This is a genomic window from Geobacter sp. OR-1 (assembly GCF_000813145.1).
Taxonomy (GTDB): Bacteria; Desulfobacterota; Desulfuromonadia; order Geobacterales; family DSM-12255; genus Geoanaerobacter.
Genome location: NZ_BAZF01000023.1, coordinates 18,658 through 43,443, shown reverse-complemented (window position 1 = coordinate 43,443; position 24,786 = coordinate 18,658). Strand labels below are relative to the sequence as shown.

General features: G+C 50.1%; 26 protein-coding genes and 1 tRNA gene. 17 read left to right on the top strand and 10 right to left on the bottom strand.

Annotation, left to right across the window (positions count from 1 at the left end):
* Window positions 1-71: 71 nt before the first annotated feature.
* On the bottom strand, window positions 72-1,493 hold the full coding sequence (tilS, locus tag OR1_RS17905; RefSeq protein WP_152609967.1) for a tRNA lysidine(34) synthetase TilS: 1,422 nt from the start codon (window positions 1,491-1,493) through the stop codon (window positions 72-74).
* Between the two features lie 245 nt (window positions 1,494-1,738).
* Between tilS and OR1_RS17900 the strand changes: the two genes are divergently transcribed.
* From OR1_RS17900 to OR1_RS17890, 3 genes are all read left to right on the top strand, one after another.
* Entirely contained in the window at window positions 1,739-2,224 is a 486-nt protein-coding gene (locus OR1_RS17900; protein ID WP_041973848.1) for an isoprenylcysteine carboxylmethyltransferase family protein, read from the top strand.
* Between the two features lie 76 nt (window positions 2,225-2,300).
* Complete coding sequence (locus OR1_RS17895; protein WP_052440630.1) at window positions 2,301-3,257, top strand: rhomboid family intramembrane serine protease; 957 nt, start codon at window positions 2,301-2,303, stop codon at window positions 3,255-3,257.
* Between the two features lie 284 nt (window positions 3,258-3,541).
* Entirely contained in the window at window positions 3,542-4,033 is a 492-nt protein-coding gene (locus OR1_RS17890) for a MucR family transcriptional regulator (RefSeq protein ID WP_041973845.1), read from the top strand.
* Window positions 4,034-4,088: 55 nt separating this feature from the next.
* On the opposite strand, the gene OR1_RS17885 is transcribed toward OR1_RS17890, so the two are convergent.
* The 3 genes from OR1_RS17885 to OR1_RS21140 are packed head-to-tail and all read right to left on the bottom strand — an operon-like array spanning window position 4,089 to window position 8,790.
* Window positions 4,089-6,224, bottom strand: coding sequence for a bifunctional diguanylate cyclase/phosphodiesterase (locus tag OR1_RS17885; RefSeq protein ID WP_041973843.1), 2,136 nt, complete (start codon window positions 6,222-6,224; stop codon window positions 4,089-4,091).
* Window positions 6,221-6,610: a response regulator gene (locus OR1_RS17880; RefSeq protein ID WP_041973840.1), complete on the bottom strand. Its 390-nt coding sequence runs from the start codon at window positions 6,608-6,610 to the stop codon at window positions 6,221-6,223. The genes OR1_RS17885 and OR1_RS17880 overlap by 4 nt, the downstream gene beginning before the upstream one ends.
* Window positions 6,607-8,790: a PAS domain S-box protein gene (locus OR1_RS21140; RefSeq protein ID WP_152609966.1), complete on the bottom strand. Its 2,184-nt coding sequence runs from the start codon at window positions 8,788-8,790 to the stop codon at window positions 6,607-6,609. Before OR1_RS21140 ends, OR1_RS17880 begins: the two co-directional genes overlap by 4 nt.
* 274 nt (window positions 8,791-9,064) lie before the next feature.
* Here OR1_RS21140 and OR1_RS17870 point away from each other — a divergent pair, with 274 nt between their 5' ends.
* From OR1_RS17870 to OR1_RS17860, 3 genes are all read left to right on the top strand, one after another.
* Window positions 9,065-11,683: a cation-translocating P-type ATPase gene (locus OR1_RS17870; RefSeq protein ID WP_041973837.1), complete on the top strand. Its 2,619-nt coding sequence runs from the start codon at window positions 9,065-9,067 to the stop codon at window positions 11,681-11,683.
* 101 nt (window positions 11,684-11,784) lie between these two features.
* Window positions 11,785-12,180: a hypothetical protein gene (locus tag OR1_RS17865; protein WP_041973834.1), complete on the top strand. Its 396-nt coding sequence runs from the start codon at window positions 11,785-11,787 to the stop codon at window positions 12,178-12,180.
* Between the two features lie 89 nt (window positions 12,181-12,269).
* A tRNA-Gly gene (locus tag OR1_RS17860) sits at window positions 12,270-12,344 on the top strand.
* A gap of 72 nt (window positions 12,345-12,416) precedes the next feature.
* Here the strand turns inward: OR1_RS17860 and OR1_RS17855 are convergent.
* The 4 genes from OR1_RS17855 to OR1_RS17840 all read right to left on the bottom strand — a co-directional run bounded on the left by OR1_RS17855 (window position 12,417) and on the right by OR1_RS17840 (window position 15,590).
* Window positions 12,417-13,718, bottom strand: a complete 1,302-nt coding sequence (locus OR1_RS17855; RefSeq protein ID WP_052440625.1) for a tyrosine-type recombinase/integrase — start codon at window positions 13,716-13,718, stop codon at window positions 12,417-12,419.
* An 89-nt stretch (window positions 13,719-13,807) separates the two neighbouring features.
* Window positions 13,808-14,329: a hypothetical protein gene (locus OR1_RS22185; protein ID WP_152609965.1), complete on the bottom strand. Its 522-nt coding sequence runs from the start codon at window positions 14,327-14,329 to the stop codon at window positions 13,808-13,810.
* Between the two features lie 9 nt (window positions 14,330-14,338).
* Window positions 14,339-14,791 (bottom strand): hypothetical protein, encoded by a 453-nt coding sequence (locus OR1_RS17845; protein WP_041973830.1) that lies wholly within the window; start codon window positions 14,789-14,791, stop codon window positions 14,339-14,341.
* Between the two features lies 1 nt (window position 14,792).
* Complete coding sequence (locus tag OR1_RS17840; RefSeq protein WP_041973827.1) at window positions 14,793-15,590, bottom strand: hypothetical protein; 798 nt, start codon at window positions 15,588-15,590, stop codon at window positions 14,793-14,795.
* On the opposite strand from OR1_RS17840, the gene OR1_RS21795 reads away from it, so the two are divergent.
* From OR1_RS21795 to OR1_RS21135, 7 genes are all read left to right on the top strand, one after another.
* A complete protein-coding gene (locus OR1_RS21795; protein WP_082003030.1) occupies window positions 15,571-16,206 on the top strand; it encodes a DNA cytosine methyltransferase in 636 nt (211 codons plus the stop codon). The two genes, OR1_RS17840 and OR1_RS21795, sit on opposite strands and share 20 nt — an antisense overlap.
* 16 nt (window positions 16,207-16,222) lie before the next feature.
* Entirely contained in the window at window positions 16,223-16,714 is a 492-nt protein-coding gene (locus tag OR1_RS17830) for a DNA cytosine methyltransferase (RefSeq protein WP_041973824.1), read from the top strand.
* A 2-nt stretch (window positions 16,715-16,716) separates the two neighbouring features.
* Window positions 16,717-17,283: a very short patch repair endonuclease gene (locus OR1_RS17825; RefSeq protein WP_082003028.1), complete on the top strand. Its 567-nt coding sequence runs from the start codon at window positions 16,717-16,719 to the stop codon at window positions 17,281-17,283.
* Window positions 17,284-17,327: 44 nt separating this feature from the next.
* Window positions 17,328-17,975, top strand: coding sequence for a hypothetical protein (locus tag OR1_RS17820; RefSeq protein WP_041973821.1), 648 nt, complete (start codon window positions 17,328-17,330; stop codon window positions 17,973-17,975).
* A 665-nt stretch (window positions 17,976-18,640) separates the two neighbouring features.
* On the top strand, window positions 18,641-18,949 hold the full coding sequence (locus OR1_RS17815) for a type II toxin-antitoxin system MqsR family toxin (RefSeq protein WP_041973817.1): 309 nt from the start codon (window positions 18,641-18,643) through the stop codon (window positions 18,947-18,949).
* Window positions 18,946-19,449, top strand: coding sequence for a type II toxin-antitoxin system MqsA family antitoxin (locus OR1_RS17810; RefSeq protein ID WP_052440623.1), 504 nt, complete (start codon window positions 18,946-18,948; stop codon window positions 19,447-19,449). The genes OR1_RS17815 and OR1_RS17810 overlap by 4 nt, the downstream gene beginning before the upstream one ends.
* Window positions 19,439-19,882, top strand: a complete 444-nt coding sequence (locus OR1_RS21135) for a protein-export chaperone SecB (protein WP_052440621.1) — start codon at window positions 19,439-19,441, stop codon at window positions 19,880-19,882. The genes OR1_RS17810 and OR1_RS21135 overlap by 11 nt, the downstream gene beginning before the upstream one ends.
* Window positions 19,883-20,106: 224 nt before the next feature.
* Here the strand turns inward: OR1_RS21135 and OR1_RS17800 are convergent, their stop codons facing one another.
* Entirely contained in the window at window positions 20,107-21,567 is a 1,461-nt protein-coding gene (locus tag OR1_RS17800) for a tyrosine-type recombinase/integrase (protein ID WP_052440618.1), read from the bottom strand.
* Window positions 21,568-21,716: 149 nt separating this feature from the next.
* Window positions 21,717-22,406 (bottom strand): hypothetical protein, encoded by a 690-nt coding sequence (locus tag OR1_RS17795; protein WP_041973814.1) that lies wholly within the window; start codon window positions 22,404-22,406, stop codon window positions 21,717-21,719.
* 327 nt (window positions 22,407-22,733) lie between these two features.
* On the opposite strand from OR1_RS17795, the gene OR1_RS17790 reads away from it, so the two are divergent.
* The 4 genes from OR1_RS17790 to OR1_RS17775 all read left to right on the top strand — a co-directional run bounded on the left by OR1_RS17790 (window position 22,734) and on the right by OR1_RS17775 (window position 24,730).
* Entirely contained in the window at window positions 22,734-22,934 is a 201-nt protein-coding gene (locus tag OR1_RS17790) for a hypothetical protein (protein ID WP_041973812.1), read from the top strand.
* 211 nt (window positions 22,935-23,145) lie between these two features.
* Complete coding sequence (locus OR1_RS21130) at window positions 23,146-23,832, top strand: AAA family ATPase (RefSeq protein ID WP_052440616.1); 687 nt, start codon at window positions 23,146-23,148, stop codon at window positions 23,830-23,832.
* The gene (locus tag OR1_RS17780; protein ID WP_041973810.1) at window positions 23,829-24,161 is read left to right on the top strand and encodes a hypothetical protein; all 333 of its coding nucleotides are present in this window, start codon (window positions 23,829-23,831) and stop codon (window positions 24,159-24,161) included. The genes OR1_RS21130 and OR1_RS17780 overlap by 4 nt, the downstream gene beginning before the upstream one ends.
* Before the next feature lie 296 nt (window positions 24,162-24,457).
* Window positions 24,458-24,730, top strand: a complete 273-nt coding sequence (locus tag OR1_RS17775; RefSeq protein WP_041973808.1) for a hypothetical protein — start codon at window positions 24,458-24,460, stop codon at window positions 24,728-24,730.
* The last annotated feature ends 56 nt before the right edge of the window (window positions 24,731-24,786 follow it).

The following is a 24,786-nucleotide window of genomic DNA, read 5'->3' as shown; positions in this document are numbered from 1 at the left end:
CGGAACGCGCCGTGTTTATTGGCAAAAACGAGTTGTGAAAAGTACCATAACGGTCATAAGTTGACAAGCGTTTAGGCAAGCATAGCAGTATCCGGCGCAAATTCAAGCAATCTGACCCTCGCCCTGCGGCTATCCTGCTCAAGATGAGTACCAATCCCCCCTTTTCTGAGTCCCGCTACCCAGAAAAGTCGTTCCCCGGAGAAAAACAGCGGGATTCTGGCGCGCAGAGAGCGCGGGATCTTGGCGTCGATAAAGATTTCTTTGACTTTTTTATGGCCGTTCAACCCGCGTGGGGCAATCCGGTCTCCGGGGAGAAATCCCCTTACCACCCACGGGAGGGGGAATTCGGCCAGATCCACCAGCATTTCCAGGGCGCCGGACTCGGCAGCAGGAGGGCCGTCGCAGTACTCGACCGACACCGTGCCACCTCCGGGGATCTCAAAACACCCGGCAGCAGGGATGGTGATGGCGTACTCCGGGACACTCTCCGCCCATCCGGACAATGAGAAAGAAAGCCGGTTATAACAGCGGACGACCCGCAAACCGCCGGGGAGATCGAGAGTGCCGTTCGGCGGCCCCTCAATGGCCAGTCGATCGACGGACTGCAGATGACGGAACGAAATCCGGCGGAGATTTCCGGCAACACGTGAAATCCCGTGGCGATAGAGACGAAGCCGCATGCCGGGCAGATCGCCTGACAGCACCGTCAGATCCAGCAGTACTTGAGAACCGCTTACGGAACCGGCCTCTCGCCAGCGTCTTTCAATAGCGGCCGTTAGAAGCGCCTCGTCGGCGCTCATGATGGCAGCGGTATCTGCCAGCCGTTCCACAATGGCCGGATTGTACCCCTTGAGGAGCGGCAGAAGCTCCAGCCGAATCCGGTTGCGGAGAAAAGCAGGATCTGCATTGCTGCTGTCGGTCCGGAAGAAGAGGCTTTGCTGTCGGGCATACGCCTCGATTTCTCGTCGACTCACCTCCAGCAGTGGCCGCACATACCGGCCATCGGCCGACCGTGGTGCCATGCCGGCCAAGCCTGCCGGGCCGCTGCCGCGGATGAGCCTCATCAAGACGGTTTCGGCCTGGTCGTCGGCATGGTGGGCCAAAGCGATGACATCGGCGCCGGCCTGTTCGGCGACCTGTGAGAGGAAGCGATAGCGGGCCTCGCGACCGGCCTCTTCCAGGGAGAGCCGCCCTTCCCGGGCCAGGGAAGTCACATCGACTCGGGCCGACTCGAAGATGAAGCCATGGCGTCCGGCCAGGCCGCGGACAAAGGCCTCGTCAGCGTCCGACTCCTCTCCCCGCAGGGAGTGGTTCAGGTGGGCAACCACCAGGGAGAGCGCCAGGTCGCGCCGTGCGGCCAGATAATCCAGCAGGACAACCGAGTCGACGCCGCCGGATACGGCAACGACTACCGTCTGCCCGGGCTGAAACAGCCCGTGTTCCCGGATGGTCCGGTCAGCGCCGCGCAGCATGGTATGATTTCGAGCGTTCAAACAGGCCTCTGTGCTTCAAGGGGATTGATCACGATCGCAAACCAATAGTTTCTTACCGAAGTTTCCGGATGGAAACTCAGTATCTCCACTAATACCGGCAGCAGCGGCTCCAGTCAAGAAGTGTGCTCGAAATGCCACCATTTCGGGTCATAGCTGATCATTGTATCGGAAGTTTTTCAGTGATAGCATGGAATTGTGAGGAACAAAAGAGTTCATGAGCATCTTCGAAAGGTGGCGAGCATTCAGTGAATATACCTGTCGAATCAAAGTGGAAAGGGGCTCGCGGCGAATGGTACGTCGTGGCGCAGATGGCCCTGTTTGCGCTGGTGATCTTCGGGCCGCGTTCCGTAACGGCCTGGCCCCGGCCGTACTCAGGGTTCGCCCTCCTTGCGGGCGCACTCCTGATGGTTGAAGGGGTGCTGCTGGCCGCTACCGGGACAGTGAACCTGGGGAGGAACCTCACGCCGCTGCCACGGCCAAAGGACGATACAGAGCTGGTCATGACCGGGGCGTACCGGCTGGTGCGACACCCCATTTACAGCGGTCTCATCTCCATGGGCTTCGGCTGGGGTCTCTGGGTCCAGAGTTGGCTCACCCTCGGTTATGCGCTTCTCCTCTATCTCTTCTTCGAGATCAAATCAAACCGCGAAGAGCGCTGGCTCATGGAGAAGTTCCCGGAATACGCCGCCTACCGGCAGCGGGTCAAGAAGCTGATCCCCTTTGTGCGCTGAGCATGCCCCTGACCTGCCGGTGATTTTTCACCATCGCCCCTGGCAAAAGTGTGTAGCCGTGCCTATAGTATCCAGTATGGCTATTGAAACGGAGCAAGATGAAACTCAAAACCGCGAATGGGTTTCCCTGCATACGGCAACCGGCAGGTGGGGCTATTTGACGGCGCTGTCCAGGCGACGGGCCGACACCTGGGCTCTGGTACTGGAATCGCAGCAGATCCCGAGCAGGATCGAGCGCTACGGGATTCTCTGGCACCTGATGGTGCCGCAGGACAGGCTGGATGATGCCTTAAACCAACTGTCTCTCTACGAATCCGAAAACCTCGGCTGGCCGCCCCCGCCTCCCAAGCCGAATCCGCTGGTGGAGAACACGCTGGCAACGCTCTCCGTTCTTGTGCTGCTGGCAACCTTTCACAATATCACCGGGATTACCACCCCGATTTTAGGGCACCTTCCCCCTGACTGGACGGATATCGGCAGCGCCAAGGCAGCCAGAATACTGGATGGCGAATGGTGGCGGCTCATTACCGCGCTGACCCTGCATGTCAACTGGCTCCACCTGCTGAGCAACCTGGCGATAGGCGGGCTCTTCATCATATTCCTCTGCCGTGAACTCGGCTCAGGGCTTGCCTGGAGCCTCCTGCTCGCTTCCGGGGCGCTGGGAAACCTCGCCAACGCCCATTTCCACCTCCCGACCCACACATCGGTTGGATCGTCGACACTGATATTCGGCGGTGTCGGATTATTATCAGCAATCAATGCAATCCGTTACCGCCATCATCTGAAAAGGAGATGGTATACGCCGATGGCAGGCGCAATGGCGCTCCTGGCATCACTCGGGACCGAAGGGAACAACACGGATCTCGGAGCGCATTTCTTCGGTTTTGCATTCGGCATGTTGCTCGGCCTGGCAACCGGATACCTTCTGGAAAAACATGGCCGTCCCGGCAAAGGAGTAAATCGGCTGCTTGCTTTGTTATCATCCTTCACAGTGACAATGTCGTGGTGGGCTGCGATAAAGTTTGGCGGCTAAGCTGAAAAAGTCAGTGACCAGCAAATCAATGCGTTGTCGACCGACAATAAACAAGCCACTCTTACAACTCCGGCCAGCTCTGTTTCACTGACATCATGACTGAATCCTCAATTTACCTGTTTTATTGTCGCTATCAATATTTTCCCCATAGCTATTGAAAAGCAATCAGCACGTTTTAACAATTACTACAAATTTGTTGACTCTTTATTATTGTTTTGCTACTTGACATATCTTAATCAAGTTGTTTAATAAGCATAATCAACTCTATCAAAGGAGAGTAATTAATGGCATCAACAATAATCGAAATGGCAGCCGAAATTGTAGCGGCTCATGCCTCAACTACCCCTATGAGTTCCGAAGAATTGATTGCCGAACTTCAGAAAATCCATTCTGCCCTACAGTCACTGGAAACAGGGAAAGAGGTGGCAACTGCCGGAGAAGAGACAAAGACCACTGTTACAGTAAAAGAGGCCTTCAAGAAAAATGAAGTAATCTGTCTTGTCTGCGGAAAAGGTGGGTTCAAGACGCTCACCAGACACCTCAATTCGGCTCACGGCATGAAACCGAAAGAATACCGGAAGCAGTTCGGCATTTCGAGCAAGCAGTCTCTTTCGGCACGGAGTCTTACCGAAGCAAGGAGAAAGGTCGCGCAGGAGAGAGGATTGGGGAACAACCTGGCCAAGGCGAGACAGGTGAAGGCAGCCAATGCGACAGCCAAAAAAGCCAAGACGGCAAAAGCGGCCCCAAAAGCCAAAACCGCCAAGACGAAGAAATAACCGGATTCATAACCCGGAACTAAATAAGCCCCCCGAAGATCCCGGGGGGCTTATTTTATTTGATCTTTGATAAGACATTATCCGGAACCCATGCCATACAGAAATTCTCGAACTCCGCTACCGGCAAAGGTTTACTGAACAGAAACCCCTGGATATACCCGCATTTTTTTTCATTCAGATAGGCAAGTTGTTCGATCGTTTCAACCCCTTCCGCAACCAGGTCCATTCCCAGCCCATGCCCCATTGCAATGATGGTGTTAACCACTGCCGCATCGTTCTTGGTGTTGGACATCCTGCGTACAAAAGACTGGTCGATCTTCAATTCATGAATCGGCAGCCTGCCGAGATATTCGAGAGACGAGTATCCGGTGCCGAAATCGTCCAGCGACAGGGTAATACCGAGCTTGGTCAGAGATTCGAGCTTTTCCATGGTCCGCGAACTGTCGATCATGATCATGCTCTCGGTCAATTCCAGGCAGAGTTTCTTCGGATCAAGCCCAGAGGTCTGAAGCACATTCCGCACCGTAACGTCGAGATCGCTCCGCATGAACTGCAGGGCAGATATATTTACGGAAACGCGCAAATCCTTCAGTCCGCGTTGCTCCCAGACGACAGATTGCCGACAGGCCTCGTTCAGCACCCACTCCCCGACTTCCAGCACCAGCCCTGTTTCTTCCAGGATCGGAATGAACTGAGCCGGGGAGATGTAGGTGTCGCTTTCCGTTTGCCACCGCAGCAATGCTTCCATACCGATAATGGAACCGGTATTGAGGCAGATCTGCGGTTGATAGTGGATGGAGAATTCGCCCCGCGCAAGCGCTTTATGGAGCCGGGTTTCCATTGAGAGGCGGTTTTCCACCTGAACGTTCAGTTCGCTCGTGTAGAACGCCACCGTATTTTTCCCCTGCTTCTTGGCCTCATACATCGCGACTTCGGCGTTTTTCAGCAGGTTTTCAACGGTTTCGCCATCCTCGGGATAGGCCACCACCCCGACGCTTGCGGTTGCGAGGACCTCAGTCCCCTTGACCATGTATACCTCGTTCAGGGCCTTTCTGAGGATTTCCGCATGCTCGGCAAGATTTTCCGGCAGCGACGAGATATCCGGAATGATCGCAAACTGATTGCCGACGAACCTGGCGACAAAACTCCCTTCCCCATAAAGCGTCTTCAGCCGCTCGGCAATCTCCTTGAGGAGCAGGTCTCCGAATGCGTGCCCAAAGGTATCGTTGATGAACTTCATGTTGTCGATGTCGAGCATCATCAGGGTAGCATAGAGACATTCCTGGTTCAGCCTGCACAGATGCGCTTCCAGAAACCCCTGGAGGTAATAGCGGTTGGGGAGCCCGGTAAGGAGATCGTAATTGGCCTGATAGGCAAGCTGGTCCTCGTATCGCTTGCGCTCGGTGATATCCTCTTTGATCGCCACATAGTCGGTAATGTTCCCAAGTTCGTCGCGAATCGGCGCAATGCTGCACATCTCCCAGAACAATTCACCGTTTTTGCGCCGGTTGCAGAGTTCCCCCCGCCAAACGTTTCCCGACTTTATGCTCCGCCATAATTCCCGGTAGAACGATTCCGGCTGTTTCCCCGACTTCAGGACGCTCGGCCGCTGCCCGACAACCTCATCGATGGAATAGCCGGTAGTATCGGTAAACTTGGGATTCACGTATTCGATGATGCCGTTGACATCGGTTATGATTACCGAGTTGGCGCTCTGTTCAACCGCCTTGAACAGCTTCCTGATCTCCGCCGAACGCTGTGCGACCAGCATTTCGAGGTTTTCATGATATTCCCTGTTTTCCCGGATCAGCCTAGCCCGCTCCAGGCACCGGCCGACAATCAGTTCGAGTTCCGCCAGATCCTGGATCGGCTTGGTGATGTAATCCCATGCGCCCAGCCTGAGCGCTTCGATGGCGTCGCCAATAATGCCTGTGCCTGAAACCACGACCACCGGGAGGTTATCGTCGATCGCACGCAGAGCTTCGATGAATTCATGGCCACCCATCCGCGGCATGCGCAAATCGGTGACCACAATGTCGGGGCGTTGCCGGTTGACAATTTCCAATCCCTGCACGCCGTCCGCAGCCTCATCGATAACAAAACCGCAGTCCTCGAAATAGACCGAAATGCTGTTCCGGATTGACGCCTCGTCATCGATTGTCAGTAAACGTAACGGTTTGACGCTGCTCATTCGGATACACCCGGTTTTCCGGCAAGCATGTGGATCCTTTCGGAAAGCAGCTCCAGCCTGATGATCGGTTTGGACATTACATTCTCTCTGGTAAAACCTATCAGCTCCAGTTCTGCGGACGGGGTGAAATTTACGCCGCTATGCATTATGAAGCGGGTTTTAGGGCTTAAGGAGTAGGCGGAGAGGATCAACTCTTCGCCATCCATCCCCGGTAAACTGAAGTCGGTTATGCACAGATCATGGTGACCCGATTCGATTCGTGCCAGCGCCTCTTCGGCTGACGAAGCGGATTCAACAATAAAACCATCGTCTTCGAGGAAGGCGGAAATGCTTTCCCGAACCAGTTGATCGTCATCAATTATCAGAACCCGGATAGCCTCGTTCATGTGCCGCCCCTGTCAATAGGGAGCGAGATTGTGAATCTGGCCCCCTCTCCCGGCTCCGACCAGACATCGATAAACCCGCCATGGTTCGTGGTGATTATAGTATACGATACCGACATCCCCAGACCGGTACCGCTGCCAACCTCCCTGGTAGTGAAAAACGGCTCGAATACCCGTCTCCGGACAAGCTCAGTCATCCCCGGACCATTATCCTCGATCTCGATAACGGCAAAATCGTCTTTACGGCTCGTCCGCAGAGTAATACACGGATCAGCGGAATTTGCCTCGGACAATGCCTGCGCAGCGTTCTTGACAATATTGAGCACAACCTGCTCGATTTCAGGGACAGTAATCGATACCATCGGCAGATCTGAGGCAAAATCCTTTTCGATCCTGATCTGTCTGAAATCATACCGCTTCCTCAGATCGTAATCGCTTGCGGCAAGCTCCAGAGACTGGTCCAGGAGCGTATTCAGGTCCGACAACTCCTTGCGTGACCCGCTTTTGCGGCTGAATTGCAGCATGTTCGTGATAATCTTAGATGCCCTTGCCCCACCTTCTCTGATGCTGGTAACAAAGCCGATAATCCCTCTTCTTTCCAGGTAATCCCTTACGGAGAGAAGATCTATCCCGATTTCACGCGCTGCTTCAAGATTTGCCGGTATTTCCGGCGAAATCCGCCGCTCAATGTTCTGGGCATTCTGCAGAATCGCGGCCAAAGGGTTGTTTATCTCATGGGCGGTTCCTGCAGCAAGCCCACCCACCATCAGCATCTTTTCCGATTGCAGCAGCGCCTCCTGAATCCTGACCTTGTCGGTGACATCTTCGAACCGTATTACGGCACGAGAACTCTCTTTAGATTTCATCGGATATATTTGAAAATTATAAAATCTGTTTTCAAATCCGCCAGCAACGGCCAGCTTTTCCCTGGCATAAGACTCTTTACTCGATATTACCTGCGGGATCAGGAGCAGCTCATTCTCAAATGCCGGTAACACCCGCAGTACTGAAACCCCTTTAGCCTGGCTCAGCAAAAAACCGCAAAACTCTTCAGCCAGGCGGTTCATCAGCTCAATGCGCAGATCGCCGTTCACAACAATAATCGCCGAAGGCAGGGTCTCGACAATTTCCGCAAACGAACTCTTAAGCTGGGAAATCTCCTCAAAAGCACGGGTACGATCGGTAACATCCCTGAAAGTCCCCTCAATGCCGGCAACAGCGCCCTGTTCGTCATAATAGAGATGCGAATTGGCCGACACGGTAATGATGCGGCCGTCCCTATGCTTCAACAGCAGGTCGTAATCCTCCACCAGCCCATCCCGGGAGGCCTCGGCAAACAACAGCGCCCTGGAACCGGAAAGAGCGCAGAAATCTCCGAGGTCCCTGCCGATAACCTCGGACTGGCAATAACCGAGCATCTTCTCGATTGAAGGCGATACCAGTCTGACAATACCATCTTTGTCTTCCCGGTAAAAAACATCCTGTATCGATTCAAACAGAGACCGGTACTGTTTCTCCGCATCGGCGAGCTGGCCGATTTTTTCCTCAATCCGGTCCGCCATCCGGTTGAACGTAATTGCCAGGGTCCCGATTTCATTTTCCGATGCGGTCTGCACCCGTGCCGAAAGATCCCCGGCGCCAAACACCCTCGCCATGTTGAAAACCGCAGCAAGAGGCGTGAGCAACAGCTTTGAGATCCCCACATAAAGGACCAGGCAGACGATGAACAGCGGGATCACGGCCTGCGCAAACTCCTCCAAAAGAAGAAGTTTCAGCTTGTTGTTGATCTCTTCGTCATTCAGAAACATTTCCACATGACCGATCAACCGCCCGCGACTAAGTACCGGATGCGAGTCGAATCTTTTCGACTCGGACACCGGAATATCCGTCGCATCCAGGACATCCGCCATTTTTCCGGTCCCGTTGAGCTTGCGTTTACCGGCTACGATCCTGCCATCCGCCCCTTTTATGACGATCGCATTGACATCGTCATCGTTCATATTCTGCAACAGCAGTTCATCCAGATAAGGCTTGTCCAGATCCCCAACCGGGGTCGAGACAATATGGGCTATCCGCTCACCTCTTAATTTCGCATAGTGCCTCTGATCATTTATCAGTTGTTTCTGGTGATAAAGCAGGACTGATATGCCGCTGATAATCAGATATGAAGCGAGACATATCACCAGGAGAGTGATTATTTCCCTGCGAATTGATCTGGGAGTCTCAGAGATTATGACCAAATTCGTGTATTCCCCGAAAAAACATTATGACAAATGTCTTAGAGCTTATCAGACCGGGGCGAATAATCAATGTCGGCGCAGGTGCAAAAGTGACAGGTTCCTATATAATTTGCAGCACATCCCAGTGGTTGCCCCGGGCTGCGGTCATATACTTATCGGTAAGGAACGGGGCGGATTCCATGGGAATGGGCAGTAGCGCCTGCCGGACGGGAAATATATGAACTGGCATCAAGCAACGATCGCAGAAACATTCCGGGAACTGCGGAGTTCGCAAGACGGGCTCTCATCCGCAGAGGCAACCGCCAGGCTTTCCCGGAACGGGCCGAACATTATCCCGGAGAAATCCGGGCGGTCACTGTTCTCCATGATTCTGGCGCAGTTCACTGACCTCCTGATAATAATCCTCCTCATTTCGGCAATTATTGCCGCAGTTATCGGCGACATCGAAGATGCAATACCTATTATCGCTATTGTCGTGATCAACGCCGTAATCGGCCTTACCCAGGAATATCGCGCCCAGCAGGCAATCTCGGCGCTGAAAAAGATGGCCGGCCAGACGGCCGTAGTTATCCGTGACGGTCTCAGGCAGGATATAGCTGCTGCGGAGCTTGTTCCCGGCGATGTCGTTCTGTTGCAGGCAGGGTGTGTGATCCCCGCCGATCTGCGGCTGATTGAGTCGGCGCGGCTGCAAATTGACGAATCGGCCCTGACCGGGGAGTCGGCACCGGTTGAAAAGGCCGTTGCCCCCCTGGCGGACCCGGATCTGATGCCCGGAGACCGGGTCAACATGGCCTGGCGGGGAACGGTGGCGGTTTACGGGCGAGGCGCCGGCGTGGTTATTGCCACCGGGACTGACACCGAACTTGCAGGAATCGCCCGGCTGCTGGCCGAGGGGACTGAGCAGAAGACCCCGCTGCAGATCCGGCTGGCGCATTTCGGCAAACGGCTTTCCGCAGGGATCATGGTAATCTGCGCCATACTCTTTGCCGCCGGCCTGCTGCGCGGCGAGCCCCTGGTGCTGATGCTGCTCACTTCGATTGCCCTCGCAGTCGCAGCCATACCCGAGGCCCTGCCGGCGGTGGTCACCATAGCCCTGGCACTCGGGGCGCGCAAGATGGCACGCCGGAATGCCCTTATCCGGCGGCTCCCTGCGGTGGAAACCCTTGGCTCGGTGACATGCATCTGCACCGACAAGACCGGCACCCTGACAATGAACCGGATGACCGTTACCGAGATCGGCATCAACGGCAACCGCCTCTCCCCGGGCGAGATCAGGGCGGTCATGCCCAAGTCCGGTTCCGGCCTCCCCAGCGACAAATCCTCCCTGTTGCTGCTGGCGGCAGCATTGAACAACGACTCGCGTCCGGCGGAAGAAGCCGGGGCATTCGGAGACCCAACCGAGATCGCACTGGCAAACCTGGCGCAAAGCTGTAATTTTGCCGTTACCGAACTTGAACAACTGTTCCCCCGCATTGCCGAACTCCCTTTCGACTCGGACCGGAAGTTGATGACCACGTTCCACAGCGTAGAGAGCCGCGTCGTGTCTTTCACCAAAGGTTCGCTTGAAGCGATTGCCTCGCGCTGCCTGCCGGACGAGGCACCGGACGCCGGAACGATTGCCGCAGCCGAGGCCATGGCAGCCCAAGCGCTGCGAACCATGGGGTTTGCCTTCAGATACTGGGAAAAACTGCCGGAAGAGATCGATACCGCCACAGCCGAAAATGGACTCTCGTTTCTCGGCGTAACCGGTGTCATGGACCCGCCCCGTCCGGAGGCGGCAGAAGCCGTTCGTCTCTGCAAAAGCGCCGGCATAACCCCGATCATGATAACCGGCGACCATAGCGCCACAGCCACGGCCATCGCGATTGAGGTCGGCATCATGACGCCGGACGACCCGCCGGCAGTCATCGGCAGGGAACTGTACGGCCTTGACGCCGGCGCCCTCGCCGAATTGTCGGGTAAGGCAAGAGTCTACGCCCGGGTAGCCCCGTCCCAGAAGCTGGAGATCGTCAAGGGGTTGCAGAGTCGCGGCGAATTCGTGGCAATGACCGGTGACGGGGTTAACGATGCGCCGGCCCTGCAGCGGGCCGAGATCGGGATCGCCATGGGGATAACCGGCTCGGATGTCGCCAAGGGAGCGGCAGACATGATCCTGCTGGATGACAACTTCGCCACCATAGTCGGCGCAATCCGCGAAGGGCGTCGGATTTACCGGAATATTCTCCGTTTCATCACGTATTCCCTGTCATCCAATGCCGGCACCATCTGGCTGGTTTTCCTGGCCCCGTTTGCCGGCCTTCCGCTGCCGCTACTGCCAATCCAGATACTCTGGCTGAATCTGCTCTGCGACAGCCTCCCCGGCCTGGCCCTCACTGCCGAGCCCGCAACTGATGACCTCATGTGCAAACCGCCGATACCGCCGCAGGAAGGGATCTTCAGCAACGGCAGAGGGACCTGGATCATGACCTACGGCCTGCTCCTCGGTATCGTCGGACTGCTGCTGCAGCGCTGGGGCATCTCCGCCGGGGTCCCTTGGCAAAGCATGGTGTTCACATATCTCGTCCTCTCGCGGCTCGCCATTGCCATGCTGGTCAGGTCAAAACAGCCGCTCTTCAAGATCGGTCTCTTCTCCAACAAGCCGTTGCTTGGCGCCATTGCGGTCACCATGCTGCTGCAAGCCGCCGTCCTTTATCTGCCCCCCCTGCAGCAGCTGTTCCGGACGGAATCGCTGGATCGACATCAAATGGCAGTGGTTATCGGTGCTGCAGCCCTGATACTGGCCACTGGTGAGCTGGCAAAAATCCTGCGGCGCTCGATCGGCAAAAGCAGAGCCTGACCATCATACTATTTCTATCTGATTTCTATGGCATATTCCGGCATAATCCCGTAAATTATCCCGAAAATAGCATCGGCCATCGGCTGAATCGGGAGATAGTTATGTCGCAAACTGCTGGAAAAATTGTTGCAATTATCGGCGTCACCGCAGTGCTGGTCATCTTCGGGCTGGTGCTCCAGTTCAACGCCGCGGCCAATGCCGTGGCCGTATTTCAAACGGAAGGGATCGATTCGGCAGCCTCTGCGGCAAAAGTCCGGAGGGTATTCTGTGAAACAGCTGGAGTTTCCCTGGTCCGAATCGATCCGGCTAAGGGTTACGTGATCGCACTGTTCGATGCCAGAGCTGTCGACCCCAGAACCGTTGCCGCATCAGTAAGCAGCAGCGGTTTCCCGACCCAGATCAGGGATTTACTGACCATGAGAGAGTACGACGCCCTCGTTTCAGGCGGCAGCGGCTGCGGCACCGGGAACTGCGGCGACTGTTCGAAGGGCAAATAATGAAAAGGGGATAATGCGAATATCTCTCTTTTGAGTGAAAAAAATATTGACTCAGGTTTCATGCTTTGCTATAAAACGAAACTCGTTGAGCGGGAATAACTCAGTGGTAGAGTGCGACCTTGCCAAGGTCGAAGTCGCGGGTTCGAATCCCGTTTCCCGCTCCAGTTAACTATAAGGAATCCTTCGGGATTCCTTTTTGTTTTGGCAAACTTTCGCAAAAACTTTCGCAATTGCGCCTAAGCCGCCTTCTTCAGTTCCGCCTCTACAAAGTCCCTGCCGAAGTAATCGAGAATCTTCTCCCGATCCTTTTCAAGCCCTTCAACGTAGTTTCCGTACACCTCATAGACCATCTGCTTCGAACCATGCCCCATGAGGCTGACAAGCCTGTTTGGGTCGATTCCTATGGTCAGTGACCAGGCAGCGAACGAATGCCTGAGCACGTAAGGTACGCGGTGAGTCAGTCCAGCTTTCTTTTCAGCCCTGACCCAGGCATGGTTGAACTCCGTGGAGGTAAGCGGTTGGCCCCCTTTCAGGGTGATCAGGCGCCTGCCATCTCCTAAGCGGGCAATAAAAATATCCAGAACCTTCCTGATTGCCGCCGTGATTCTTATCTCTCTCCGTCGGTACTTCGTCTTCCCCTGCTTCCTCTCGACGCCACGACTGATTGACCGGCGAATGTACAGATAGCCGTCTTTGATGTGAAAGGGAGTTATACCTGCCATTTCAGATGGAATTAGCCCTGTCAGCATCCAGAGTTCCGCCACCGGCCGATACCATGGGTCGATCTGCTCGAGGTAGGCCATGAAGTCGTTGAAACGAAGCGGATCCCGAGCCCCGACAACCTTCTCGGGGACGTTGCCGTCATCATCAACGCATTCGTCAACCGCCTCCTCTTTAGGCATCTGGGCCGGAACCTTACGGAATGGGTCCGGCAATTCCCAGCGGAATTTCTCGCACGCATCTTTCCAGATAGCCCGAAGCGGCAGCAAGACATTGGCGATCCTCTTGCGGGACAGCTGCTTTCCCTTGTTTTTGCCGTCTTTCTGTTTCATTGTGCGAATGAAATCGCCAACAGTATTTGTATTGATTTCAAAAAACGTCTTGTTGCCGAAAAAAGGGGTAATCCAGTGGTCGATTGCCGATTTCTGATCGATCTTCTTCGAACCTGAATCACAATGCGACCAGACTTCCTGGTACCAGACTTCGACATAATCGCCGAATCTGACATGCTGCGGTTTTGAAGTAACGGCCCCACCCTCTTTAGCGGCAAACAGCGCTTTCTTCTTCGGTGAAGCCTGTGGAAACGCCTCACTGAATTTGAATTCACCAGACTTCATCTTCTCGCGCTGGCAGAAAAGCCAGGAGAGGGCTTTTCTCCGATTTTCCGGTGTATCCTTCAAACCAGTGGAGATTTCCACACGTTCACCCAAGTACATGAAATCATAGTAAAGACGCTCTGAGCCTGATTTCTTTACTATGTTTCCATCGCCCCAGTCGAGAATCGACGTGGGCTTTTCAGCTTTTTTCTTCTTTCCCACCGCACTTCTCCTTCCCGTCCACCTCCTTCCTGTTGGTCTTGAGTCCAATTAAAGACTAACAAATCAGATAGGAAATGGGCAAGGCTTAATCAATAATCCCAGTTAATCCTCTTTCTGGTTGGCTCCGGAATTTGCACCGGCGTAATCTGCTCATTTTTTGTCGAGTGCTCATGATTGCTTATCTGGTGTATTTCAATGATCCTGTCCTCAGACCAGAAGTAGAGTACAGTACTGCCGATTTTGATGTAATGTCGTCCTGGCAGCAGCCATCCCTTGGATCGCCAAAGATGCAAGGTGCTTTTTGCGATTCCTAGCCGGTGAATGAATTCTTCCGGTGGTATTAGTTCGAATTGATTTGCCTCAACCGATTCTCTCGCTACGACCATAAATTTGCCCTCGACACAAAATGATGTGATCGATATCACCGATTCACTATTTATTTGTGCGGGCCAGCAATAGCAAAATGGGGGTTGCGACTCATAACCCACTGAAAAGATGCAAATAAAAAATTTCAATGGGCCATTTGAAGACCGTAGCGGTGCGCTTGCCAGAAGATCCGGGCTTGCCGCAATTGACAGCAAGCCCGGCGATTTCATATCTGTATCAGGCATTGTGTTCTCTTACCTGAATTCTCCAAGAGCCCGGCGCCGTTCGAGAACAAACCCGTCGTCGATCCAGGTATACTCCTCGTTAATTACCGGCTTGGAAAAATCAGGGAACCGCTGCCGGAACATTATTTTTCCACTTGTTTCCGAAAAGCAAAAGACATCGAGCATTGACAAGCGGTACAGCAGGCTAACGACCGTCGATTCCTTCTCGTTCAGATACCGGCATATCCTGCGGAAATCGCCTTTATCAATGCCTATCCGCTTCCTGAGAAACGGCTTAACGCCGGCAAACTGCCACCCGTCAGCTGTCTTTCTCCAGACTGGCAGTTTCATGTAGTCGTCTGGAAGTTCATGCGCCATTTTCTTGCCAAAGATCTCGGGTGCACTGACCAAGGCTCGCGACAACCTGGCCAGAAGAGTAATGTCTGTGGATGTGATGTCTTTCCTATGCAGTGTCGTGCTCATGCTACATCTCCTCTCTGTAAGGGCTGAAGAAGGTCATGTAGACCTCCTCGGTTACGGTTTTGGGGTCGTAAAAAAAGTTGGGATGCGGAAGATGCAACCGGCTGTCAAGGTGTTGGTGCCACTGATAGATCAGCTCATCCGGCAACCGCTTGAATCCCAGGTTGTTTCCCGCAAGCCCCCTCACCTTGGTAGCCAGCCATCTTTTCAGCTCCATAACCTCCGGACCGGCAGAGCGGGCAAACCTCGCCCGCTCACAGAAGTCATGAATCTCGCCACGAAGCTGAAAGAGTTTGTGCTCCGGATTCGAGTTTCCACTTACAATCATTTTGACCCGTTGTATGAACGATGCCGTCACATCATCCGTCATAGTGATCTCTAAATGAGATCCCTTCCTGCCGTTGTTGTCGGGAGAAACTTTTATCAGGTGCCCTCCCACCCTGAACTTCAAATTGCGCAGATCCACGCATCCAGGGAAAGGCGTCTTCTCTATGCGGTAAAATCTGTTGGCAACTCGCAGTTCGAACCCCTCTCGCTGGTCATGCAGCATGATCGGGTCGAACAACGTATTGGCCAGCCTGCCCCTGGCTGTGACCTCACCGTATGATCTGCGAAAATGGTCCAGCAACATCTCTAGTAAACCGCCGTCACTGACACCCAGCGCTGCCAGGTTGGCGGTTAAACGTTCTTTGTCGAACTCCCGTGAGACCTCCCGCACGGCAGCAAACACCCTTTGCGGAGGCCCCGCGCAATTGGTGCGAAACCAGCCAAGCACATGACCTCTGTGCCAGTCGGGTTTCATCGAGTACTCCATTATCGGACGCGCAAGAAACTCAAGGGAAAAGGAAAAAGCTGAAAAGGACATAAGAAACATTCTCTATATCGAGTACTTGGAAATTGTCGCCAAGCATCAGCCGGCTGTTTTCATCATGGAAAATGTCAAAGGAATGCTGTCTTCGAAAGTTGACGGACATAGTGTATTTGACCGGATTGTTTCAGATCTTGAACAGCCATCCAAAGACATAAAGTACAGAATTTTTTCAATCGTCAAACGTTGTTCAGGTACTTCATGCGATAAAGTTTCATCACGCGACTACATAGTGGAATGCGAAAAATATGGAATCCCACAAGCCCGACACAGGGTGATTCTTCTCGGAATCCGTGAAGACCTAGCTCAAAAAACTGAACCTGGAATACTGAATCTCCAAGAAGAAGTTACGCTGACCGATGTGCTTTTCGGCCTGCCAAAACTTAGAAGTGGCCTCTCAAAGAATCTGGATGCTCCTCACATCTGGGCTCAGCTAGTCCGAGAAGGATTAGGGCGTAGATGGGTCACTAAATCACACAAAAAAGCAGGGGAACAAGTAAAAAAAACGGTTGTCAGAAGTTCTCGAATCTGTTGCCGCTCCTCATTTTGATAGAGGAGGTGAATTTTTGCCCTACATTCCGACAGTATCAGAACAACTTTCATGGTGGTATCTTGATCCTTTGCTTGGTGGCATCTGCAACCACTCGTCCCGCGGTCATATTTTAAAAGACATTTACCGTTACGTGTATGCATCGTGTTTTGCCGAAGTCAATGGTACCTCCCCACTTCTAAACGAATATCCTCCTGACCTCCTTCCCAAACACGAAAATGCGAAATCCGGCCACTTTAATGACCGGTTCCGTGTTCAGATTTTCGGAAAGCCATCTACTACTGTTACCAGCCACATCTCAAAAGACGGTCACTACTACATACACCCAGACCCAACACAACTCCGGAGCCTCACAGTTAGAGAAGCTGCAAGGCTGCAAACTTTTCCAGACAACTATTTTTTCTGCGGGAACAGAACCCAGCAGTACACCCAGGTCGGAAACGCTGTTCCCCCGCTTCTGGCATACCAGATTGCTGAAATTGTCAGGGATTTCCTTCAAAAGGTATAGTCATGGCAGATATTGTATCTTCAGACAAACGAAGCCAGATGATGTCGGGAATCAAAGGCAAGAATACCAAACTGGAGATTTTAGTCAGACGTGGCCTTTTTTCCAGACGCATGAGGTTCCGTCTGCACGTCACTAAGCTTCCAGGGAAGCCAGATCTGGTATTTGCAAAATACAGAACTGTTGTTTTTGTTAATGGCTGTTTCTGGCATGGGCACAACTGTAGCCTTTTCAGGCTTCCGTCAACCAATTCGGACTTCTGGAAGCAGAAGATTCAGAAAAACCGGGAAAATGATGCCAAACATAAAAAACAGCTGGCTGAGACAGGTTGGAAAACAATAACAATCTGGGAATGTACAGTCCGGGGGAAAAAACAAGAAGTAGTTACACAGGTTCTTGATGCTTTGGCGGAAATGATCAGTCAACCCTCTTTGTTAAAGGAGTTGTCTAAGCCCCCCTACTTTGATTCATATCAAAAGAACTACGTAGTAACTGAGGCGGAAATATTAGGAAGAATCTTAACAACGTTTATAAGGAAAAAACCAACAAAGCGCAGCAGTAATAATCTTTAGTCGGAATAAAAAAGAAGATCCAAGACAACCGACAGGAGGTAGACGTGAACAAGGTCTCATTGGGCAGACTGGAGAGCATCCGCAATGAACTGACAGCCCAGATTGACGCCATGCGGGTTTTGGCGGAGAGTGACTCAGCTCGTTCAATAGAACTTGGAGCCTTGCTAACAATACTGGCGGCATCGCTTGGGAAGTCAAAGATGATGATCAGGGAAATGGATGAGATGCTAATTGATGTTGAAAGAATTTTGGCAGAACATGAAAGACATAAACATAAACTCGCAGAAATAAAAAAAATAATAGAAATTAACTTAAAATCTATATTCACTTCATTCATATTTAATTTTAATTATACAGATAACTGCAATTTATCTGACTTTGTAAGATTGAAAGAGTTACTCGAAATTAGTAGCGGTCAAACGACTATGGAACAAGCTAAATGTTTTGACAACAACAGAAATAATCGGACGAATGTATATTCGGAGGTCATTGAAAAAACAACTAAAATGATTATAAAAGAGACCAATAAATGCCAATTCATGAATAATATAGCGCTACGCACATTCTTCCTCTATATAGCCGCTGATTTAATTCATCATACTACATCTCCCTTGGGTAAACAGAAACCTACGACACAAGAAATTAAAGATTTTATTACATATATTGAAAACTATCACTTTAGTTGTGGATAATGACTAAGGCGAAACCTGATTACCTAAACGGCATATTTTTGCATTTGCGGTATAATTGTAAATTGGCATGTGATTTTGACCCGTTAGCTACTAATCGGCGTCGAACGCTTACCCACAATATTTCGGATAATGACTGGGACTCTATAGACAATTTTCAGCATTGCCTGGGTCACGATTGGACGCCGATGGTGGGTCAAGACTCCATGCCGATTCACACTGTGACGTGTGCGATGTTGCGGCATGGACTTCTACTCTCAAATTAGGGCGGTTCATTTCTTATCCACAGTCTTTTTGATGCATTCTCCAATGACAGATCCTGCTCAAATATGGCGCGGGTTATTGCCAAAGGGGTTTTCATGTGTTATTGATTCTCTTTAATTCCCAATCTTGTTAGGCGCAAAAAATGAAACTGACTGGTCAATTAATCTTGGTGAATCAGTCGGCGACTAAATGGTCTTTGAACTGACCGACACCTTGCAATATTGAGCTTGGCGATATTGTTTCCGGGGATTTCGACGCCTTTGGCGCCGGCTGGCAGACAGTGCGGATTATACTACAAGTTGTTTTTTTTTACGCTCGCTTCCACAACATGTAGGCCCGATGAATAAAAGTATCATAATGATACTTTTAATGCTTGACTTATGAGGGTAACAAATCATACTTATATGCAAAAGACACCTACCTACGACCTAGAAGAAATAAAAGAACTGCTCCAAGACGAGGACACTCGGATCGTCAGCCGTGACGATCTAGTTCTCGCAGCAAAGCTCGGATATCCTGATGAGGATGCGATCGTGAACCGGGTCTTGAAAGTTAAAAGAAGTGAGTTCCACAAATCAATGCCCTCCAAAAAATTAGCTAAGGTATGGCAAGACGTCTATTACACCAAAGACGGCGCAACACGCATTTACGTTAAATTGCAGATATCATTTAACGGAAAAGGTGTCGTTGTGTCCTTTAAGGAGAGTTTATGAATTACAATCAAGGCGATCTGTGTCCAGTTTGTGGATCTGGTGTTCTCGTAAGCAAGCAAGTTACCGAAACATTCGAGTATAAAGGTCAGTTTCTTGATGTGCCGAATTACACGGTATGGGATTGCCCCACATGTGAAGAATCTCTAGTGGCAAGCAAAGATAGTAAAGCTACTGGCCGACGTCTCAGGGACTTTTATCGCAAAGTGGATGGGTTATTAACGTCCTTAGAAATCAAAGAGATACGACTCAGACTAGGGCTTAATCAAAATGCTGCTTCTGAGTTGCTTGGGGGGGGAGCAAAAAGTTTTGCTCGTTATGAAAACTGCGAAGTTATACAAAGTGAAGCCATGGATAATCTGTTAAGAGTCCTAGATGTCGAACCAAGGCTATTGAAGGTTATCGAAAACAAAAACAATCCTCAAGTAGAAACAACCATTCCCTTCAAGGCAAAGTTTGGTGCTGTTATGCATGGGAGTATGGTGGTCAACTATGGCAAATGAAGCACACGAATTTACATTTGAAGACTTTAGAATAATTTCAACCCATTTTGACCTTGATCTGAAAAAGATTTCAGAGCTTACGGAAAACAAGGAAGTTGGGGCTAAGTTATCTTTACGACATGAATACTCGGAAGAAATTAATACCTTACGTTTATTTATGAAAGTGGAGCTTGATGGCGAGGAAACTCCCTTTAAATTGCTTATTGAATGCATAAGTCATTTTTCGTTCTCTAATAAAATCACTAATATGGCTGCTGTAGCTCAAGTAGCAGAAATCAACTGTGCCGCTATAATTTACCCATATATGCGTGAAACCGTAGCGGACCTAGTAAGAAGGGCAGGATTCCCCCCGTTGCATTTACCAAGAATGAATTTCGTAGAGTTCTATAAGTCACTTCACCCGGGAGTCCCACCTGTAGAATCAGAGTGCTAGTTGCCAGGAGAGAAGGGAAACGGGCTGAGAATTGTATCGTAACTACTTTCGCAAAGCTTTCGCAATTTGATCTGATTTAAGCTGGAATCTGATGGACTCAAATGGACTCAAGACCAATCAGAAAACCGGTTGACATGTTGAAATTATTATGTTTTTATGCTGTTTGCTAGCTTACAGAGCGGATAAGGATGAGTTTTCGAATCCCGTTTCCCGCTCCAATTTTTCTACAATGTTTTCAAATAGTTGTCTGCGAAAAGCCCGAAACTTTGTCCATCACTTTGTCCAAGAGGAGTGGATACGTTCTGGGCTTTTTGTGTTAGAAACGCCGGCAATCCGACAACCATCTTCTGCCTCTCCGCAATAAACGCCGAATTTCGATGAATAGTTACTGATGGCAGTGACAACACTTGCGGCAATCTCTCAGAAATTGATCCTGCCTCCTGAGCATCTAGAAAATCTGCACCGAAATACTCCAGAATTCTTGATCTCTCCGATATCAACCCATCTCGATAATTGCCGTACACCTCGTTGATCATTTTCCGTGATCCGTGCCCCATCATCGCCTGCAGGCGGGACGGCGCCACTCCAATCAGCAGTGCCCATTCTGCGAAGTTGTGCCGCATGACATATGGCACCCTGTACGCGATACCGGCCTCACGCGTTGCCTTCTTCCAGAGATTCAGCAGTGTCGTGTAGTTCAGCATACTTCCGCACCTCATATCGAAAACATACTCCCCGCTGCCCTGAGACATTGCCGTTTTCAACTCCGACCGAAGTCTTGCGGTCAGCGGTATTTTTCTGACTCGGTACTTGGTTTTCGGTTTTAGTTTTTCCCTGCCGCGGACAATCACTGATTTCACTTCAATGTGTCCAAGTTTAATGCTGTCTCGCTTGAGACCTTTCATTTCGGAAAAAATCATCCCTGTCATGGCCATAACGTTGAAAAGTGGCTGATAATAGGTATCGATCTTTTCCGTAAGCCGCATCCACTCAGAAAAAAGCAAAACACTACGTGCCAGACTTTCTTCAGCGGGATCTTCATCAGTTTTTCGTCTCACAGCATCGATTTTTTTCTTGATCGACTCAACAGGGTATCGAAGGTCTTTCCATTGATACCGATCGCAGGCATCTTCAAAAATCGCGCGGAACACCGTCATAACGTTTTTGATCCGCTTGATAGATAGATACTGCCCCTTTTTCTCCCCTTCGCGATGGCGAAGATCCTCGATGAAATCCTTGATACAGGTAGCGGTGATATGATCAAACGCGATGGATCTGAAATATGGACTCAGCCTGCTGTTGATTATGTTTTCATAGTCCTCTTTCAGTTGGTCCGTGTACGTTACCAGTTCAATCTTCTTCCATCGGTTGAGATAATCTCCGAACGTGACCTGGTGAGGTTCAGGGTTGTACTCACGTCCTTCCAACAGACTGAATCGTCGTTTCAGTGGCTCTGGCGCTTTAGGGAATGTTCTGACAAAACTGAATATCCCTTGTTGGACTTCTTCTCTGATTCGGCCGAGGAGTACTGTCAGTAATTCTCTGTTTGTAATGTTGTCCTCATATCCTGTGCTGAGTCGCACACGCTCTCCAAGGTAACTGAATGTTATCTGCAACTTGCTGGAGTTTTTGAGCCTGAAAATACTACCAAACCGAGTGGCTCTTGCTAGTGGTTCCCGTTTCATCGTTATTGCCCTTTCTATTAACCTCCTTTCTGCGTGGCTATCGCGTAATGAGCATATGCCATTGCTTGCCTGAAATCAATCTGGCCATTTGGATATTGTCTTGTCATGACGAACGAGTCTTCAACTATTTTGAAGTCTATAAGTTCAGGCTAATAGATTAACGACACAGTAGTTTCAATAGGATACCCCAGCATCAACCCTACTAGGATATAATCGAGATACCCTTTGGGATTGGCATAATCATACTCCAAGTAGTCAGATATGTTTTTGTTGTGTAGTGATGAAATCAGCGCCGTAATTGCTAAGCATTCTCTTTCTTTATCGGGACATGAAGAAGCATTGACATAACTCATATAGTCTAGTTGCAGAGAAGTAAGGTCAAAAACTTCTCCGAATGTACCTTTGGCCGTTATCACGATATCGTAATTTATGCGATCATCAATCTTTATGATTGTTGATCTGTACGGCAGCCCAGATTTAAAACACATTTCAAGTAATGGCTCTATTTCAGATTCATTGTATGAGCAAAAGGCGCCCATAGGCTTCACTCCCTCAATCACCCTGGTGATGCACTTGTAATCTAACCCTTTGAGCATCCAACCTCCGCAAAGATAAAGGTTGTGGTCATTCACCATAGTTGACTGAAACTTTGCATCAATTTTAGGGTATCTATACTTGCGCATAAAATGCCCATTACGAATAAGCAGTCTATGGAATGTTTTTTTGTATTCACGAAGATACACCCCATGCATGAGTGTTCCATCAGCCTCTCGATATTTGCCGGGGAAAGAATTGTTTGCAGGGAGTAAATCTTGACAGATTTTAGTAAAAATTGGCATTTCGACCTCCTATCCGTATGGTCTTCACTGTTTAAATATGTATAGGCAACTGACAAATTGACAACATTTTTTTGCAATTATTATGGAGAAAATGATCAAGGAGGAAATTTGCCAATCCCCCTTCCATATTGATTTTGAAAGTTACACATTGCCAGTTATTAAGAAACATTGTTTCTTATGTCAATCAGTTAACAAGATATTCAAGTCACTTTTGGCTAGAGTATGCCCACTACTTGATGATGCCTTTCCGAACATTGAGTGAAAAATATATCTTGACTGTATAAGCGATGCTGGTAATGGCATATGCACTATGATTACGGGGTGACTATGCAAACCAGCAACCAGGATCAATTCGTACGTGATGCAAAAAAATGCGGATTTGATGTGATTTATTTTCGTGGGATCTTTGCCGCTAAAAAAGAAGAATATCCGGCAATTGTTGTTAGTCACGGAGAAGTATTCATCACCAGCGCTGTATGCACTGTTGAAATGTTCAAGTCGGGACGTCTTTATTACGCCGAACACTGATTCAGTACAATAATTACAAGTAAAGCACACTATTATCCCACATAATCAATCACACGTTTGTGGTCACACTTCATCGTAGTCCTCTTGGCGCAATTCCGATCAATCCTTGCATTACATGCTATGGAACACTCCCTGCATTTCCTGGAATAGTAATAAATCTTGCATAAGTTGTAATAGTGGGATTGGTAAACTTAGATATGCAATGGAGGTTATGGCGATAATGTTAATTTCAGTTGCCACGCGAAAGGGGGGTGTTGGGAAAACAAGCATTGGGATAGGATTGGCAGTGTGTGCAGCAGTAATTGATAACAAGTCTGTCCTCTTGGTGGACGCCGATGCCCAGCAGAGCGCTTTATATTGGGACCGGCTCCGATCATGCGAAAAGCCTGTCACGATCGCCCTGCCATCCCCAAGGCTCCATGAAGCGCTTACAACGCTGTCCCAACCTTACGACGTTACGATTATTGATTGTGGAGGCGGCGATACAGGCATTATGCGAAGCGCCATCCTTGCTTGTGGCAAAAATATCGTTCGCCCAGAGGGGGGCATTGTGGTTGTTCCTGCAAAACCGAGCCAGATCGACATTTGGGGACTAGGTGACACGATCGACATCGTTAACGCGGCCCGATCAATTACGGCGATTGAGGGTAGAATTCTTCTCAACCAAATCTGCCGAGGAACGAAAACCGTCCAGAGTGCTCTTGATGCGATCGGAGAACTGGATATGCCGCTCCTTCAATCGCGTCTCCATGATCGTGTGGCCCATAAAGTGGCAATCGAACATGGTCAAGGTGTTGTTGAAACAGATCCTAAGAGCAAGGCTGCTACCGAAATGATAGCCTTATGGAACGAATTGAAAAACATTCACCAGACAATGGTTGCGGAGGTGAGCGCATGAAATCAGACAGGCCGCATGTTGACGATGCAGAGATCTATGCATTTATCCATCAGAATGGGATGCAACACTCAGAGCCGCCACAAGTCTCCCAGGTGTCGGCACACAACAATGAATCAAAAGCGACGAAGTTGGTTGATACGATACTTAATGCTGATGAACGGTTCACCTCTTATGCTTCTTCTACATCGCGCGAGCATAAGCCGATCGTTAAGTTCCTTCTTGAAATGCCGGCCGAGTTGCGCAGGGCGATCAAATTTAGGTCCATAGACAACGAAATATCGATGAATGATCTGATCGTCGCTTGCCTGCAGGAAAGGTTCGGCGTTTGACCAGTAAATGGCAACCGTGGCGCACTAGTTGCTTAATAATTTTCGTATAGCTAGAGCAAACTCCAGGTGACATCAAATAGCCATACATTCGATAGTATTTCGAAACAATCCAGGTGATGCGTGAAACCACCTGGACATCAATTTGCAAATCAGAACCTAATTTTTGTACACCGATGAAAAGAAGGATGGAAATAGGTAAAAGTCTGAAAGAATATGAGTTATGGCTTGGGCACACTAGTTGATAATGATTATAGTGTAACAAAAATCGACTTCTTTCAGGGGGAGGAACCCGACGAATGATAATTTCCGTACCACGCTTTGCGATTCTAAGTGCCTTGCGAAAAGGTGATTACTATTTCAATGAAGAGATTAACGCAGAAGGCAAAATACAATTTACACTCATTGTGAATGAAACACCTATTGCCGAATCTGTGAGAAACGAGGGATTCGGATCTCTTATCGATGAGATATCCATGCAAGAAATCATTGAATGTGATAAGGAAAAACTGATAATGAAAAAATTTATCTCTGAACTTTTTCACTCAGAAGACGGTAAAATTTATATTTGAGGGTGTAATTAGCCTTGGCGAATCCCAGAATGAAGGTATCAACTGCCATGTAATCC

Coding starts and splice junctions, on each gene's coding strand:
- OR1_RS17895 (WP_052440630.1), top strand. CDS start 2,301: ATGGCTATTGAAACGGAGCAAGATGAAACTCAAAACCGCGAATGGGTT.
- OR1_RS17800 (WP_052440618.1), bottom strand. CDS start 21,567: ATGAAACGGGAACCACTAGCAAGAGCCACTCGGTTTGGTAGTATTTTC.
- OR1_RS17775 (WP_041973808.1), top strand. CDS start 24,458: ATGATAATTTCCGTACCACGCTTTGCGATTCTAAGTGCCTTGCGAAAA.
- OR1_RS17890 (WP_041973845.1), top strand. CDS start 3,542: ATGGCATCAACAATAATCGAAATGGCAGCCGAAATTGTAGCGGCTCAT.
- OR1_RS17885 (WP_041973843.1), bottom strand. CDS start 6,224: ATGAGCAGCGTCAAACCGTTACGTTTACTGACAATCGATGACGAGGCG.
- OR1_RS17815 (WP_041973817.1), top strand. CDS start 18,641: ATGCAAAAGACACCTACCTACGACCTAGAAGAAATAAAAGAACTGCTC.
- OR1_RS17865 (WP_041973834.1), top strand. CDS start 11,785: ATGTCGCAAACTGCTGGAAAAATTGTTGCAATTATCGGCGTCACCGCA.
- OR1_RS21135 (WP_052440621.1), top strand. CDS start 19,439: ATGGCAAATGAAGCACACGAATTTACATTTGAAGACTTTAGAATAATT.
- OR1_RS21130 (WP_052440616.1), top strand. CDS start 23,146: ATGGCGATAATGTTAATTTCAGTTGCCACGCGAAAGGGGGGTGTTGGG.
- OR1_RS17810 (WP_052440623.1), top strand. CDS start 18,946: ATGAATTACAATCAAGGCGATCTGTGTCCAGTTTGTGGATCTGGTGTT.
- OR1_RS17825 (WP_082003028.1), top strand. CDS start 16,717: ATGGCAGATATTGTATCTTCAGACAAACGAAGCCAGATGATGTCGGGA.
- OR1_RS17840 (WP_041973827.1), bottom strand. CDS start 15,590: ATGAAACCCGACTGGCACAGAGGTCATGTGCTTGGCTGGTTTCGCACC.
- OR1_RS17795 (WP_041973814.1), bottom strand. CDS start 22,406: ATGCCAATTTTTACTAAAATCTGTCAAGATTTACTCCCTGCAAACAAT.
- OR1_RS22185 (WP_152609965.1), bottom strand. CDS start 14,329: ATGCCTGATACAGATATGAAATCGCCGGGCTTGCTGTCAATTGCGGCA.
- OR1_RS17845 (WP_041973830.1), bottom strand. CDS start 14,791: ATGAGCACGACACTGCATAGGAAAGACATCACATCCACAGACATTACT.
- OR1_RS17790 (WP_041973812.1), top strand. CDS start 22,734: ATGCAAACCAGCAACCAGGATCAATTCGTACGTGATGCAAAAAAATGC.
- OR1_RS17870 (WP_041973837.1), top strand. CDS start 9,065: ATGAACTGGCATCAAGCAACGATCGCAGAAACATTCCGGGAACTGCGG.
- OR1_RS17780 (WP_041973810.1), top strand. CDS start 23,829: ATGAAATCAGACAGGCCGCATGTTGACGATGCAGAGATCTATGCATTT.
- OR1_RS17880 (WP_041973840.1), bottom strand. CDS start 6,610: ATGAACGAGGCTATCCGGGTTCTGATAATTGATGACGATCAACTGGTT.